Raw genomic sequence first — 13,845 nt, 5'->3', positions numbered from 1 at the left:
AAACGACGATGGCACCGAAGAAGCTCGGGCTGAAGCAGCGCTACGCCCACATGACCCGCGGTCTCGACTGGGAGACCACCTATCAGCCGATGGACGCGGTCTTTCCCTACGACACGTTCGAGGGGATCAAGATCAAGGACTGGTCGGCCTGGGAGGATCCCTTCCGGCTCACCATGGACTCCTATTGGAAGTTCCAGGCGGAGAAGGAGCGCAAGCTCTACGCCGTGCTCGACGCCTTCGCCCAGAACAACGGCCAGACCGGCGTCTCCGACGGGCGTTACATCAACGTCGTCAAGCTGTTCCTGACCGGCGTGTCGCCGCTCGAGTATCAGGCCCATCGCGGCTTCGCCTTCACCGGCCGGCACCTGCGCGGCGCCGGTCCGCGCATCGCCTGCCAGATGCAGTCGCTCGACGAGCTGCGCCATCTGCAGACGCAGATCCACACGATCAGCCACTACAACAAGTTCTTCGACGGGATCGGCGAGTTCCCGCACATGCACGATCGCGTGTGGTACCTCTCGGTACCGAAGTCGTTCTTCGACGACGCGCGGGCGGCCGGGCCGTTCGAGTTCATGATCGCGATCGGCTTCGCCTTCGAATACCTGCTGACCAATCTGCTGTTCGTGCCCTTCATGTCGGGCGCGGCCTACAACGGCGACATGTCGACGGTGACCTTCGGCTTCTCGGCGCAGTCCGACGAGAGCCGCCACATGACGCTCGGCATCGAGGTCATCAAGTTCCTGCTCGAGCAGCATCCCGACAATCTGCCGATCGTGCAGAAGTGGGTCGACAAGTGGTTCTGGCGCGGCTTCCGCGTGCTCGGCCTCGTCGCCATGATGATGGACTACATGCTGCCCAAGAAGGTCATGTCCTGGAAGGAGGCCTGGGAGATCTACTTCACCGAGGCCGGCGGCTCGCTGTTCCAGGACCTCGAGCGCTACGGGCTCAAGGTGCCGAAATACGCCGACGTCGCGACCGAGGCGGCGGAGCACATCTCCCACCAGAACTGGGCGGTGTTCTACCAGTACAGCCACGCCGCCGCGTTCCACACCTGGATGCCCGACAAGGAGCATCTCGACTGGTTGTCGGAAAAATATCCGAACACCTTCGACAAGTACTATCGCCCGCGCTGGGAGATGTGGGCCGAGATGGAGAAGGAAGGCAAGCGCTTCTACAATCCGTCGCTGCCGCAGCTCTGTCAGGTCTGCCAGATCCCGATGGCCTATACGGAGCCGGGAGACCCGACCAAGATCGCGTTCCGCTGCACCGAGGTCGCCGGCGAGACCTATCACTTCTGCTCGGACGGCTGCAAAGACATCTTCGATGCCGAACCGGAGAAATACATCCAGTCGTGGCTGCCGGTGCACCAGATCTTCCAGGGCAACTGTGGCGGCGCGACCGTTCCCGACGTTCTGAACTGGTATCGGATGAACGTCGGCGCCGACAACATGGACTATGTCGGCTCGCCGGACGACCGCCTCTGGAGCGAATGGCACGCGGCCAAGACCCGCGAAGCCGTCTGAACCTTCGACGAACCGCGAAACGCCGTGACGGCCGCGCGCCGTCACGCCTTCGCCAGGAGAACGCCCCCATGTCGGTCACCGCCATCGTTCCCGATTACGCGCGCCGGATCGAGCCGCGCGATCCCGTGGAGAATTTCCACGGCAACATGCTCGTCTATGTGCATTGGGAGGATCATCTCTCCTTCTGCTCCGCCGTCGCCTTCCCGCTGCCGCCGGCGATACCCTTCGGCGCCTTCGTGTCGGAGGTCGTCGCTCCCGCCTATGCCGCCCACCCCGAGGCCGCCTCGATCGACTGGTCGGCGGTCGTCTGGATGATCGACGGCGCGACCAAGGTGCCGGACATGGAGGCCTCGCTCGCGGCCAACGGCATGAAGCACAAGACCCTCGTCCGGTTCTGGACGCCCGGCCTTTCCGGCTGGAAGGGCACGGCGAGCTGAGGAGCGAGGACGTCATGGGTCACGATCTGACGATCGAGCCGCTCGGCGAGACGATCCGGGTCGAGGATGGGCAGACCATCCTCGATGCCTGTCTGCGCGCCGGGATCTGGTTGCCGCATGCCTGCGGCCACGGACTGTGCGGCACCTGCAAGGTCGACGTCGTCGACGGGGAGGTCGACCACGCCGATGCGTCCTCCTTCGCGCTGATGGACTTCGAACGCGCCGACGGCAAGACGCTCGCCTGCACGGCGCGGCTCCTCGACGACGTCACCATCGAGGCGGAGATCGACGAGGATCCCGACCAACGCCGCATCGCGATCGCCGACCATACCGCGACCGTCGCGGCGCTCGACGATCTCACCCATGACGTCAAGGGCATCCGTCTCGAGCTCGGCGGCGCTACCATCGACTTCCAGGCCGGGCAATACGTCAATCTGACCATTCCCGGCGTCGAGGGCACCCGCGCCTTCTCGATCGCCAATCCGCCGCAGGAGGCCGGCCACGTCGAGCTGCAGATCCGCAAGGTCGTCGGCGGGCGCGCCACCACGGCGTTGCACGAGACGCTGAAGGTCGGCGACCGGCTGACCTTCTCCGGGCCCTACGGCCGCTTCTTCGTGCGAAAGTCGCGCGGTGGGCCGCTGTTGTTCCTGGCCGGCGGCACCGGCGTGTCGAGCCCGCGCTCGATGATCCTCGATCTCCTGGCGGAGGGATACGACGCGCCGATCACGCTGATACACGGCGTTCGCACGCGCGCCGATCTCTACGGGCAGGCCGAATTCGAGGCGCTCGCCGCGCGGCACGCCAATTTCCGCTACGTGCCGGCGCTGTCGGCGGAACCGGAGGGAAGCCCCTGGAACGGCGAACGCGGCTTCGTCCACGAGGTCGCCGAGCGGCTCCACGCGAACGGCTTCGAGGGGCAGACCGCCTATCTCTGCGGACCGCCGCCGATGATCGAGGCGGCGATCTCGACGCTGATGCGCGGACGGCTCTTCGAGAAGGGCATCTTCACCGAACGGTTCCTCACCGCCTCCGACGGCGCGGAAAAGAAGAGCCCGGTGTTCCGGCGGATCTGACGCCATGACCGACGCCTCGAACGAGACGCGGGCGGTCGAAGCCACGGCGCGGCACCTCGGTGGGGTGTTGCGCGCCATGGCCTCGGCGCGCAAGGAGCGCGGATTGACCAGCGAGGAGGTGCTGATCTTCCTCGCCGTCGGCCATCTCGGTCTCGACGGCGACGGCGGGCTGGCGCGCGTCACGCCCCGCACCCATGGGGAGATCGCCGCCTTCCTCGGCATTCCCCGGGAGACGGTCCGCCGCAAGATCGCCCGCCTGACCGATCGCGGTCTCACCGAGACGACGCCCCACGGCGTGATCGTCGAAGACTACGCCGCCTGGATGGCACTGGCGAAGACGATCACCTGAGGTGATCGCGGCTTCATTTCAATTGATCTCGTACATATCCACGCATATCGGCGATCTTATACGCGTATCCGCGTCGACATTCTTCGTTTTATCTCTCATTTTCGCTCATATTGGGCATGACAACCCATTATAGAGCGATCCATTTCGATCGAAATACAAGAAACTGCGCCGACGAACGTCGCGAGGCGACGCTCGATCGACCTTCGGCGACCGCGTCCGCGCGGGTGCCGTTCGAAGGCGACGAAACGGGGGACGGCGGCGGAGAGGGCGCTCTCGCCGCGCCAATTCGGGGGATCACCATGAGACATCGCATGAGGACGCTTCTCGCCGGGGTCATGCTCGGCGCATCGACCCTCTCCGCCCTGGCGGGATCGGAACTGCTGCCGGGCATCTCCACCGGCCTTCCGCTCGGCGTGCCGTTGCCGGAGGGGCTCTACGTCATCTCCATTCCGAGCTGGGGCACCCGCTCCGGCAATGGCACCGACATCGACATCTTCGCGACGGCGCCGGCCTGGATGATCTGGTCGACGCCGTGGACGATCGCCGGTGGGCGCGTGCTGTTCGACGCCGTCACGCCCTATGCCGACGTGAGCATCCGCAAGGGCCCGCATTTCTCGGGCTTCCTCAACCCGATCGTCGGGGCGCAACTGAAGTGGGATCTCGGAGGCGGCTTCTTCGGCGGCTTCCATGCCGGCGTCTATCTGCCGATGAAGAACGAGCTGACGACGATCGGGCTCGCCCACGACTACGCCTCGTTCCAGGGCATCGGCACGATCAGCTATTTCAAGGACGGCTGGAACCTCACCTCGACGCTCGTCTACGGCACCGGCAAGAGCGGCCTCGACGGCGGGCCGGACTGGTTCAACGTCGACCTGACCGCGACCCGGAAGTTCGACAAGTTCGAGGTCGGCGCCGTCGCCTTCGGCTCGACCGACCTCTCCGCCCCCTTCACCGGCTACGCCGAACAGAGCCAATTCGCGGTCGGCGGGCTCGTCGGCTACGACTTCGGCGCGTTCAACGTCCAGCTCAAGCTGACGACGGACGTCTCGGAGACCAACTACGGCACCAAGGATACCCGCGCCTGGGCGAACGTCACCATCCCCTTGTGGAACCCGGCCCCGCCGATCGCAAAGCCGGTGACGGCCAAATTCTGAGCCGACGAAGGGTCTCGCGCAACGAAGGCGCGAGACCCTTCCGCGGGTCCGGAGGCAGGGGCGGACGACGGCGCGACCGTGGATCCGCCGTCGACGGCCTCAGGTGTTGCGCTTCAGCGCGACGACCTGGGTGCAGGCCCAATCGAACAGGTCCTCGCCGCCGAGAGGATCGGCGCCATAGGCGACCTTCGACCGGATGCCGCTGCGGGCGCCCTGGCGTCGTCCGCAGTTGGAGGGGCCCGTGAAGCGCGCCGCGACGAAGAGGCGGCCGTCCAGGTTCCGCAGCGGCTCGGTGAGGACGACCTCCAGCAGTCGATCGTCCGCTTGCGACACCTGCACCGAGGCGACGGTCGGATCGAGCCGGCGCGTGCCGACGAAGTCGACCCCCTTCCCCGGCCCGAGCGCGGAGGTGTCGACGCGCTCGTCGCCGTCCTCGACCACGATCGGCGCGTTGAAGAAGACCTCGAGCTTGTCGGGGCGCGACTGGCGCACGTCGACGATGTGCAACGGGTCGACGCCGCGTCCGAAGAGATCGTCGAGCAGGTAACGCCCGAACTGGTAGCCGATGCGGCGGTAGCCGATCGCCTTCAGGTGTCCGCTGCGGCCATCGGCGCGGAACTCGGCCTCGTGATGATAGACCGGCCCGATGCAACGGATGTACGGGTCGAGGTTTCGCACCTCGAACTGGGCGAGCACCGGCCCGGCGATCAGGCCGGGTCGTGACGCGCCCCGGTTCGCCTGATAGGTGAGCATCGGAACGGTCTCGATCTGCCCGGTCAGCCGGCGAATGTCGGCGTCGTAGTGCTGCCGCACCAGGACCATCCCACGCAGATAGGCCTCATACGGCATGCGGTGGCCGGAATCGGATTCGCCGTGGGCGAGACAGAGGGCGAGGACGCGAACCTGCTTGCCCTCGGCCCGGGCGAGTTCGACGGCCTTGGCGACGAGACGCATCGTCTCGCGATGTTGGGCCGATCCCCGGAGAAGGCCGTCGTCACCGCTCTGTCCCGCGCCGGTCAGGGTCGTTCCGCCCCGGCCGACGGTGGTGAAGAGGACGACCGGCTTCCGCCCGAAACGCTGCTCGCAGGTGCGCATGACATAGTCGGCGAGACCACCGCAGGGCGTCTCCTTCGTCGACCCGGTCGCGTTCTCCTTCAGATCGACCAGTCGCGTGAGAGCGCGGCCGCGCGGGGCGGCGCCGGAGTCGAACATGAGCGCGTGTCCGGGGTGCTCCGGCGTCGTGGTGACCGTCGTGTCGCCCGCCTCGTCGTTGTTCCCGCCCAAGGCCCAGGACTGGCCGAGGACGACGATCATGTTCAAGACCTGCGGGTCGAAGTCGAAATGGGTGCCCGTCGCGACGTCATAGGCGATGTGATCGACGAAGGTCCCGGTCGCGTTCACGTCAGCACTGCGGATCGTCCGGCTCGGCGACGGCGCCGCTTCGGGCGCCGACACGGGCGCAGGTGCCGGTGCGGGGGCAGGTGCTTCGCGCGCCGCCTGCTTCTTCTTGGGCTTCACCTCGGGCGGACCGTCGTCGGTCTCCAGCTCCGTCAGATCCAACGCCGGCTGGGCGGCGACGCGCTCGTCCTGCGACCGTCCGGCGACCTTGCAGAAGAATCCGTAGAGATGGTTGGCGATCTGCGGGTAGAAATCGACGTTCCAATGGCGGAAATCGTCGGCCAAGACCCGCTTCGCTCCGTGTTCGGCGACGAAGGGCGCGAAGTCGTGCTCGAAGGCGCCGAGACGCTTGGCGACCTCGATCGACTGATCCTTCAACTCCGCCGGCCAGGAGAGGGGGCGCCCGTCCGGCATGAAGCGGAAATTGTGGTGAACCATCGCCAGGGGAACGCGCAGGACATCGCGAATGCGCGCGATGTGCTCGACCATCTCGTCGACCGTCAGCCGGCGCGAGCTCGTTCTTCCCACGAGATCGGCGATCCATTCGTATTGCGGCTGGCGCGGGAGAACCTCCAAGATCTCGGCGGCGTATTTCGCGCGTTCCGCCTCGTTCTCATTGATCAGGCTGGAGCGCCACTTCGCGACCATACGGTGGTGGATGCCGAGCGTATCCAGCTCCGGCAGGATATATTGCTGGAACCTGTTCGTATTGACGATGAAACCGTCATAAGTGATGTCGACGGACGTGCTCATTTCGACCGTCGCGAAGTCGGCGGTCGCCGCGATCTTGGTCTGAGCGCCCGTCGGGACGTGCGACGCGTCGAGGTAGCAGAACTTCCGCACGTGCTCGGGGATCACGATGCTCCCCGTCAGGAAATCACAGAGCTGCGCGGCGCTGGCCGCCGAGATCGTGAACGGGGTCCGTTTGAAGCCGATTTCTCGAAACAGGCCGTCGACCCGCCCCTCCTGATGCAGGATCGAGACGAGATTGTTCAGCAGGCAACCACCGAAGGTGATGGGACGAATGCGGCTCAACTGCCAGCCTCCTCAGTTACGACGAGATGTCGTCGTCGCAACGCCACTCTGCCCGAGAGACGCCGTGATTTCCCGGTCCGGCATGCCGACGGGATCGAACCTCGTCGCGCGGGTCGACGAAGTTCGACATGGACCGCGCGTCGGGGCCGATCGTCGCCGAGGCGTGGTTCCGGCCGGGACCATGTTCGATGCCGTTCACACAGGGGGACGAACCAGCACGACGATCGGGAGATCCACGTCCGATTGCCGCACGAATCCGAGAGACGTGTGCAGTCGAATGACGATGTCGTTGGTCCGCGCCACATGAAGCGCGAAGAGCTGATCGGGATAGAGGCCGAGCACGTGGTTCATCAGCTTGCGCGCCACGCCTCGTCCTCGCGCGGCGGCGGAAACCGCCATCCGAGGCAGGTACTTCCCTTCCGGCCGCGCGAGATCCTCGACGCGAGCACCGTGACCCGTCAGCACGTCCCTGAAGGTCTTGCGGCCCTCGGGCGAGAGCCGACGCACGATGTCGAGAGTGCCGTTGCGCTGGCACGGCGTGAGGTCCTTCGAATCGACCACCGAGAGAAGTCCGAGCAAGCGCCCCTCCTCCCAATAGCTCCAGGTCTCCGAAAGCTCGGTCATCTCGACATCGACCTGATCGGCGAGAATCTTCTTGAGAGCGTCCCGATCCATCGGGACGTGCTCGTAGAGCTCCGGCAGAGCACTGAAGATGAGGTCGCCGAGATCGACCTTCGCGTCCTCGCTCAGGCCACTTTCGACGTCGCTCCTCGTCAGTCGGCGTATCTCTTGGGTCACGGCTCACCCTCGCGTTCAAGAAGCGGCGGCAGCGCCACCGGCTGCGGCCAATTTCTCCGCGACGGAGCGCACGACCCCGCCGACCTCTTCGAAGCTCACGATCTCGACCGGCGAGAAGCGAATGCCGAAGGCCTCCTCGATCGCCGCCATCAGTCCGACGTGAGCGATGCTGTCCCAGCCGGCGACGTCCTCGGCGGTGGTGTCCCGCGTGATCGGCTCGTCGTTGTCGGGGAATTCGGCCGAGATGATGTCGACGATGCGGTTGAAGATCGCCTGTTCATCCATTTTTTCTACGCTCCTTCATCGCGTGAAGTGTCTCCTCGAACCAGGCGGCCGCGGCCTTTCGGTCGAGTTTGTCATTCTCGTTGCGCGGGGCCTTCGGAATCTCGAGAATGCGGCTCGGAACCGCATGCGCCTCGATCACCGTCGTCAGCGCGGCCTTGAGAGCGGCTTCGTCGAGCGGCGCACCGCCGTTGCTCTCGACCACCGCCGCGAGGGAATCGTCCCGCTTGAAGACGATCGCCACCGGCCAGCCACACTTTCTGATCGCGGACACGACCTCGTCCATCTCGATCCGATAGCCCTTCACCTTGACCTGGAAGTCGATACGCTCCTTGAAGAAGAGATTGCCGTCGCGCATCTCCGCCCAGTCGCCGGTGAAGTACCCGCGCTCGCCACCGAGTTCCGGGATCGCCTGGAAGGCCTGATCGGTGCGAACCGGGTCGCGCCAATAGCCTTCGGCGAGCTGCGGCCCCGAGATCACCACCTGCCCCTCATTGGGCGAGGGGCCGCCGACGAGCGTGACCTTCATGTTCGGAATGCAGGGGCCGAGGGCGACCGACGCGCCACAGAAGCGCTCGTAGTCGGAGGCGGTCAGCGGCTGTTCGGTGATCGCGATGGTGGCCTCGGTCGGACCATAGGTGTTCTGCGCCAGCGCCTCCGGCACGACCGCGAAGATCGCGTCGAGCTGCTGGCGAACCAGAGGCTCGCCACAGAAGTTGAAGAGGCGGACCGTCGACAGATTCTCGCGCGTCACCTGCCGCGCGCGCATCATCAGGCTGACGGCGCTCGGTGTGGAGTTCCAGATCGTGATGCCCTTCCGCGCGATGAACTGCGCCGGGAACATCCGATCCGTCTCCTCGTTCAGCGGGTGGAGCGACGCCCCGAAGCACAGGGCTCCGAAGATGTCGGTCATGCTGATGTCGAAGGCGAGATTGGGCTGTTGCGAGAGGCGATCGTCCGGCGTGATGCCGAGCGTCCCCAGCCAGTCCACGTAATTGGCGAGGCTGGCCCGCGAAATCATCACGCCCTTCGGCTCGCCGGTAGAGCCGGAGGTGAACATGACATAGGCGAGACGATTGCGTCGGCCGGCGCCGGAGAGCCCGTCGCTCGACGAGACCGTGGTCGGGTCGATGTGTACCGCGTTCGGCGCCGCGTCGAGCAACTCGCCGGCCGTCGCGGCACTGGCGACGACGAAATCCGGCTCGAAGCTGCGCAGGATGCGCTTGAGCTTGTCGGCCGGGGCGGTCGTGTTCATCGGCGTGTGAAAGCCGCCGGCGAGCCCACTGGCCAAGATACACGCATAGGCGTCGGCCACCTGCGGCAGGGCTATCGCGATCTTCGGTTCCGGAAGCGCGGAGAAGATCTTCGCATAGGCGCGGACACGCTCCTCCAGCCAAGCGTAGCTGTATCGTCCGTCGGAAGTTTCTATTGCCGAGCGGTGTGGATGCCGTTCCGCCATCGCCAAGAAACGGTCGACTACATCGACAAACATTTCGGAAACTCCCATGAAGCTCGTCGGCAATCCGTGAAGGTCAGATTTTCCGATTTTCAAAGTCGCCGAGCCGTCGGGAGCTCCTTTGGCCGCCACCTCACCGACGGTCTCTCCGCAGGCTCTTGATCGCAGACTCGCGCACCGTCTGTCAATCAGACAGCCGGTGCCGGTCTCGAGCCGGTGCCCGCGACGGTCTCGCGGGGGCGGCGAGCGAGACCCCTCGGAGGCGGCTCACGCCCCCCCATCAAGAAAAGGCCACCGAATTCGCCTTGTCATATACAATTCACTTCGCGAAAGAGCATTACACGGGGATCGGCCGTCGATGTGGACCCAGCCCTCTCGGGCTCCTCTCGCCGCACCGATCGCCGCCACGCGGTTTCGATCCGACCGGAGTTCCGACCCATGTCCGCGCAGCAAGCCGAGACGGCGTCCACGAAGCGCTCCTATCTCACGGTCTTGCTTCGCGCGCTCGCCGGCGCCCCGCACGAGACGATGGGCGATCGGCGAAGAATATACGACAGCGCTCAGAAGTACCTCTTGCGCTTCTTCGATTCGCAGGACCCTCCGATGGACGAGGATACCCGCGAAATCGAAATCCGCATCTTGAGGCAGACCATCCGTCTCCTGGAGCTCGACATTCGCGCCGGCATCGACGTCTGGGCCCCGAACTATCGCCCGGCGGAACTGGACGCCATTCTCGAGAACCTCGAACGCAGCCGGCGTGTCCGTCTCGATCGGAAACGGGGAATCGTCGAACGCGAACGGGCTTCCGCCGGCGCGCCGGACCCGGCCTCTCCGGCGGACACCGCGACGGTCGACAGGCTGCGGCAGGCCCTCGCCTTCCTCGATCCCCGGACGGGGACCGGCTCCACCACGTCGTCGTCGCCTTCGAACACGATCAACATCGTCCGGGCCCTGGTCCTGCACCAGTTCCATCTGATCGCGTCCGAAAGCCGCATCGCGGTCGTCTGGCTGCTGATACAGCCGGCGGTCCTCCTGGCGATCATCCACGTCGGCTATCTCCTGGTCGACACGCGCACGATCCTGAACATGGACGTTCCGACCTTCGCCCTCCTCGGCGGCGGGAGTTGGGTCATGTTTCGGCAGGTGATCTTCCGCGTCACCGGCCAGATTTCGCACAACCGGGTCCTGGTGAACTTCCCGATGATCACCCCCATGCATCAGGCCGTCGCCGTGGCGCTGATCTATCTGGTGATCTTCACCGTGTCGCTGACGACGATCTCCCTGATCGGCGGCGCGCTCGGCCTGATGGGGCCGCCGGACCACATGGCCCTGGTCGCGGTTCATTTCGTCGGGATCTGGGCGCTGGGCTTGAGCCTCGGCGTCCTCTTCGGGACGATCGACATCTTCTGGCCCTACTTCAATCGCCTGACCCCCGTCATCGAGAGAATCCTGCAGTTGTTCTCCTCGATCTTTTTCGTGACGGAGCAACTCCCCGAGGCCTATCGCGGATACATCCTCTGGAATCCGCTGGCGCACGGGACGCAGCTGTTGCGCTCCTTCTATTTCGACGCATATGTTTGTTCGGACGCCAGCCTGAGCTATTTCTGGTTGTCGGTGATCGCGGGCCTGTCGATCGCCCTCATCGCGGAAAGGCTGATACGACGTTACATCCAGCCCATGTGACACAATGATCCTTCTCAGTCGGGTCTCGGATTCGCCTCGCGTCGCCGGTTCGAAGCGGCTCTTGGCCGATCGCGTCGACCTGGACCTCCCCGTCGACCGCTATGCCCTGCTGACGGGCGACCCCCACCTGCGTCGTCCGGCGATCGACCTGCTCGCGCGGCTGAGGCCCCCTCACGCCGGTCATGTCACCGCAGTCGGATCGTCGTCCTGGCCGATCGGGCGTCCCGGCTTCATTCGCGGCAAGGTCACGGGCCGCCACATCGTCGCGCTGGTCGCTCGGCTCTACGGTCTCGACATGGCCCTGTCGAACGGGATTCTCGAGACGCTTCTGACCTCGCCCGCGCAACTCGACGAGCTGTCGACGCACTGGCCCATCGAGTTCCGGCGGGAATTCGTCTTCGCCATCGCCCTTCTGCCACCGTTCGACATCTATATCGTCGACGCGCCCTTTCCGTCTCCCCGAGACCGTTTCGGGCAGATGTGGCGGGTGCTGTTCGACGAACGGACGGAGGGCAAGACGCTGATCACCTCGAGCACGCGCGGGAGGGATCTGGTCGAGTTCTGCTCCAAGGCGATCATCTTCGATCGGGGGTGGGCGACCGTCACCGATCGGCTCGAGGAGGCCTTGGATCAATATCCCCCGGTCGCCACCCCGCCCGAGCGGACCGATCGGCAGGAAGAGGCCGACGAAGAGATCTGACCTCCGCCCCTCCCACGAGGCGGGAGATCCCGCGCGGGAGGCGAGGGGATCAGAGCTTCGTCAGGATCGGCCGTCCGTCGAGTGTGAGGCGCATTCGGCCACGGTCGATGCGCAGGAGGCGGAGCGGGAGCGACTTCTCCTCCAGTCGACGGCGGAGCAGAAGGAGCCGCGTCTCCAGATTGTCCTTCACATCGGGCAACTTCAGACCGTCGGCCAGGCGCAGTTCCCGATTGGTGAATTCGTCGCGTCCCTCCCGCTCCACGACGCCGAGCATGTGGACGAGCAGGCGACCCGAGACCCCCTTGATGACGTATTCGTCGTCGACGAAGACGCTGTCGTCGAAATGGTGATGAACCACACGGAAGGACCGGCCCGTCGACGGCGGCGCGACCACCGCGGAGGGGGGCGCGAGGGCCTCGGAGGTCGCCTCGGCGGCGGCGATGCCGGCGGCGATCTGGCGGGCGAGAACCGTCAGGATCGCCTCGTCGTCGGCGTCGAAGGCGAGGCGGCGGCGGCTCTCGGCGAAGAGGACGCCTCTCGTCTCCCCGCCCCAGACGAGCGGCACGACGATCTGGCTGAGGGCGTCCGCGAGCCCTGGAACGGCGATGCTCCGGGTGCGGTTCTCGTCGTGCGAGGAGGCGCGGACGGCGGCGCCGAAGCGGCGCTCGCGGCTGAGGTCGGCGATCCGGACGACGAGACCGGACTGCGCGGCGACGCCGATCGGGCGCTCGCCGATCGCCACTTCCGAGCCGATGCCGGAGCGTTCGTAGCCGAGGCTGCCGATCGTCGTGAGAACGCCGCGACCGGGGTCGAGCAGCAGGACGAGGACGTGTTCGAGACCGAGATCGCGCGAGAGAACGGCGAGGGCCGTCTCGATGATCGCTTCGAGGTCGGCCTGATCCGCGATCCTCGACGCCTGCTCGGCGAGAGCGGCGAAGGACCGCGGCCGAACGACCGGAGCCGGCGTGGTCTCGGCCGGCGAGGGAACACGACGGATCGCCTCGACCCGGTAGACGTCGACACCGCGCAGACGCATCACGGAATTCGGGCCGCTCTCCTCGCGCACGGCCTCGAGCCGGGCGGCGATCCGGTCGAAGATCGATCCGCCGATCAGCGTTTCGCGAAAGTGGACGTCGAGCCGGTATTGCTCGCCGCTGCGTCCGTCGACCAGCAGCAACGTGGCGTTCGGATTCTCGCGGATGTTGGCGGCGGTCTTGCCGAAGAACTGGTTCGACAGGGCCACATGGGTCGCATCGACGGCGACGACCTGGGAGAGATAGGAGACGTTCGGCCGGCCGCTGGCGTCGGTGGTGGCCACCAACGACGGGATCACCCCATCGAAACAGGCCGAGAGATCGGAGAGCGTGAGCGTCATCGCGCGGGCTCCAAGCGCGACCCGGCCGCGGCACCGGGGGTCTGGACATAGATCGCGTCGACCGAGACGGTGATCACGACGAGATCCCGGGGCACCAGCCAGGGGGCCATGACGGGCGCGGGAACGCCGAGCGCGGAGAGCGTCGCGGAGACGGTCGCGACGTAGCGCTCCACCAGAGCGAGGTCGTCGGGGCCCGCCGCGCGCACCCGTCCTCGTCCCTTCACTTGATAGGTGACGTAATCGTTCGGCCGCACGAAGGTGACGGCGACGCCGCCCCGCTCGGCGACATCGTCGACCAGGGTCGGCCATTGCCAGCGCGACACCACCAACTCGACCTCGTCGCCCGCGCCGAGACGCGCCCCGAGGGCGCGCGCGATCGAGGGCCGCAGATCCGCACCGCAGCCCGCGACGACGATCATGACGGGGCTCACGAGAAAGGCTCGCCGCTCGTCGTCCAGAATCATGTCGCCTCCGTCGTCCCCGCCGCTCAGGCCCGCCGCTTAGGAAGGTCTTAGCATCGCCGGCCCGCGCTTAGGCTTCATTTAGGAAGGCCCGCGCCGGCACCCGGCCTATCAGAAGGCT

General features: G+C 66.0%; 13 protein-coding genes. 7 read left to right on the top strand and 6 right to left on the bottom strand.

Annotated elements, in window-relative coordinates; genetic code table 11:
* Positions 1 to 8: 8 nt before the first annotated feature.
* The 5 genes from J3S89_RS16630 to J3S89_RS16610 all read left to right on the top strand — a co-directional run bounded on the left by J3S89_RS16630 (position 9) and on the right by J3S89_RS16610 (position 4,536).
* Positions 9 to 1,523, top strand: a complete 1,515-nt coding sequence (locus J3S89_RS16630) for an aromatic/alkene/methane monooxygenase hydroxylase/oxygenase subunit alpha (protein ID WP_217928894.1) — start codon at positions 9 to 11, stop codon at positions 1,521 to 1,523.
* Positions 1,524 to 1,591: 68 nt separating this feature from the next.
* Complete coding sequence (locus J3S89_RS16625; protein ID WP_217928893.1) at positions 1,592 to 1,960, top strand: phenol hydroxylase subunit P4; 369 nt, start codon at positions 1,592 to 1,594, stop codon at positions 1,958 to 1,960.
* Positions 1,961 to 1,974: 14 nt separating this feature from the next.
* Positions 1,975 to 3,033: an NADH:ubiquinone reductase (Na(+)-transporting) subunit F gene (locus tag J3S89_RS16620; RefSeq protein WP_217928892.1), complete on the top strand. Its 1,059-nt coding sequence runs from the start codon at positions 1,975 to 1,977 to the stop codon at positions 3,031 to 3,033.
* 4 nt (positions 3,034 to 3,037) lie between these two features.
* Positions 3,038 to 3,382: a helix-turn-helix domain-containing protein gene (locus tag J3S89_RS16615; protein WP_217928891.1), complete on the top strand. Its 345-nt coding sequence runs from the start codon at positions 3,038 to 3,040 to the stop codon at positions 3,380 to 3,382.
* Between the two features lie 311 nt (positions 3,383 to 3,693).
* Positions 3,694 to 4,536, top strand: a complete 843-nt coding sequence (locus J3S89_RS16610; protein ID WP_217928890.1) for a transporter family protein — start codon at positions 3,694 to 3,696, stop codon at positions 4,534 to 4,536.
* Between the two features lie 99 nt (positions 4,537 to 4,635).
* Here the strand turns inward: J3S89_RS16610 and J3S89_RS16605 are convergent, their stop codons facing one another.
* From J3S89_RS16605 to J3S89_RS16590, 4 genes are all read right to left on the bottom strand, one after another.
* On the bottom strand, positions 4,636 to 6,969 hold the full coding sequence (locus J3S89_RS16605; RefSeq protein WP_217928889.1) for a hypothetical protein: 2,334 nt from the start codon (positions 6,967 to 6,969) through the stop codon (positions 4,636 to 4,638).
* Positions 6,970 to 7,164: 195 nt separating this feature from the next.
* On the bottom strand, positions 7,165 to 7,767 hold the full coding sequence (locus tag J3S89_RS16600) for a GNAT family N-acetyltransferase (protein WP_217928887.1): 603 nt from the start codon (positions 7,765 to 7,767) through the stop codon (positions 7,165 to 7,167).
* 15 nt (positions 7,768 to 7,782) lie between these two features.
* Positions 7,783 to 8,052, bottom strand: coding sequence for an acyl carrier protein (locus J3S89_RS16595; RefSeq protein WP_217928885.1), 270 nt, complete (start codon positions 8,050 to 8,052; stop codon positions 7,783 to 7,785).
* Positions 8,045 to 9,541 carry an AMP-binding protein gene (locus J3S89_RS16590; protein WP_217928883.1) on the bottom strand — a complete coding sequence of 499 codons (1,497 nt, stop codon included), beginning with the start codon at positions 9,539 to 9,541 and terminating at the stop codon, positions 8,045 to 8,047. The genes J3S89_RS16595 and J3S89_RS16590 overlap by 8 nt, the downstream gene beginning before the upstream one ends.
* 180 nt (positions 9,542 to 9,721) lie before the next feature.
* Between J3S89_RS16590 and J3S89_RS16585 the strand changes: the two genes are divergently transcribed.
* A complete protein-coding gene (locus J3S89_RS16585; RefSeq protein WP_217928881.1) occupies positions 9,722 to 11,188 on the top strand; it encodes an ABC transporter permease in 1,467 nt (488 codons plus the stop codon).
* 61 nt (positions 11,189 to 11,249) lie between these two features.
* Complete coding sequence (locus J3S89_RS16580; protein WP_217928879.1) at positions 11,250 to 11,888, top strand: P-loop NTPase family protein; 639 nt, start codon at positions 11,250 to 11,252, stop codon at positions 11,886 to 11,888.
* Between the two features lie 49 nt (positions 11,889 to 11,937).
* On the opposite strand, the gene J3S89_RS16575 is transcribed toward J3S89_RS16580, so the two are convergent.
* Positions 11,938 to 13,263 (bottom strand): GAF domain-containing protein, encoded by a 1,326-nt coding sequence (locus J3S89_RS16575; protein WP_217928877.1) that lies wholly within the window; start codon positions 13,261 to 13,263, stop codon positions 11,938 to 11,940.
* Positions 13,260 to 13,727: a hypothetical protein gene (locus J3S89_RS16570; RefSeq protein ID WP_217928875.1), complete on the bottom strand. Its 468-nt coding sequence runs from the start codon at positions 13,725 to 13,727 to the stop codon at positions 13,260 to 13,262. The genes J3S89_RS16575 and J3S89_RS16570 overlap by 4 nt, the downstream gene beginning before the upstream one ends.
* Positions 13,728 to 13,845: the final 118 nt, after the last annotated feature.

The sequence above is a fragment of the Pinisolibacter aquiterrae genome (genome assembly GCF_019160155.1).
GTDB lineage: Bacteria > Pseudomonadota > Alphaproteobacteria > Rhizobiales > Ancalomicrobiaceae > Pinisolibacter > Pinisolibacter aquiterrae.
Note: the sequence above shows the minus strand (reverse complement) of the source record. Positions and strands in the feature narration are given on the sequence as shown.

Excerpts from the sequence above, each read along its gene's own strand:
- J3S89_RS16630 (WP_217928894.1), top strand. The coding sequence starts at position 9 with ATGGCACCGAAGAAGCTCGGGCTGAAGCAGCGCTACGCCCACATGACC.
- J3S89_RS16625 (WP_217928893.1), top strand. The coding sequence starts at position 1,592 with ATGTCGGTCACCGCCATCGTTCCCGATTACGCGCGCCGGATCGAGCCG.
- J3S89_RS16620 (WP_217928892.1), top strand. The coding sequence starts at position 1,975 with ATGGGTCACGATCTGACGATCGAGCCGCTCGGCGAGACGATCCGGGTC.
- J3S89_RS16615 (WP_217928891.1), top strand. The coding sequence starts at position 3,038 with ATGACCGACGCCTCGAACGAGACGCGGGCGGTCGAAGCCACGGCGCGG.
- J3S89_RS16610 (WP_217928890.1), top strand. The coding sequence starts at position 3,694 with ATGAGGACGCTTCTCGCCGGGGTCATGCTCGGCGCATCGACCCTCTCC.
- J3S89_RS16595 (WP_217928885.1), bottom strand. The coding sequence starts at position 8,052 with ATGGATGAACAGGCGATCTTCAACCGCATCGTCGACATCATCTCGGCC.
- J3S89_RS16590 (WP_217928883.1), bottom strand. The coding sequence starts at position 9,541 with ATGTTTGTCGATGTAGTCGACCGTTTCTTGGCGATGGCGGAACGGCAT.
- J3S89_RS16575 (WP_217928877.1), bottom strand. The coding sequence starts at position 13,263 with ATGACGCTCACGCTCTCCGATCTCTCGGCCTGTTTCGATGGGGTGATC.
- J3S89_RS16570 (WP_217928875.1), bottom strand. The coding sequence starts at position 13,727 with ATGATTCTGGACGACGAGCGGCGAGCCTTTCTCGTGAGCCCCGTCATG.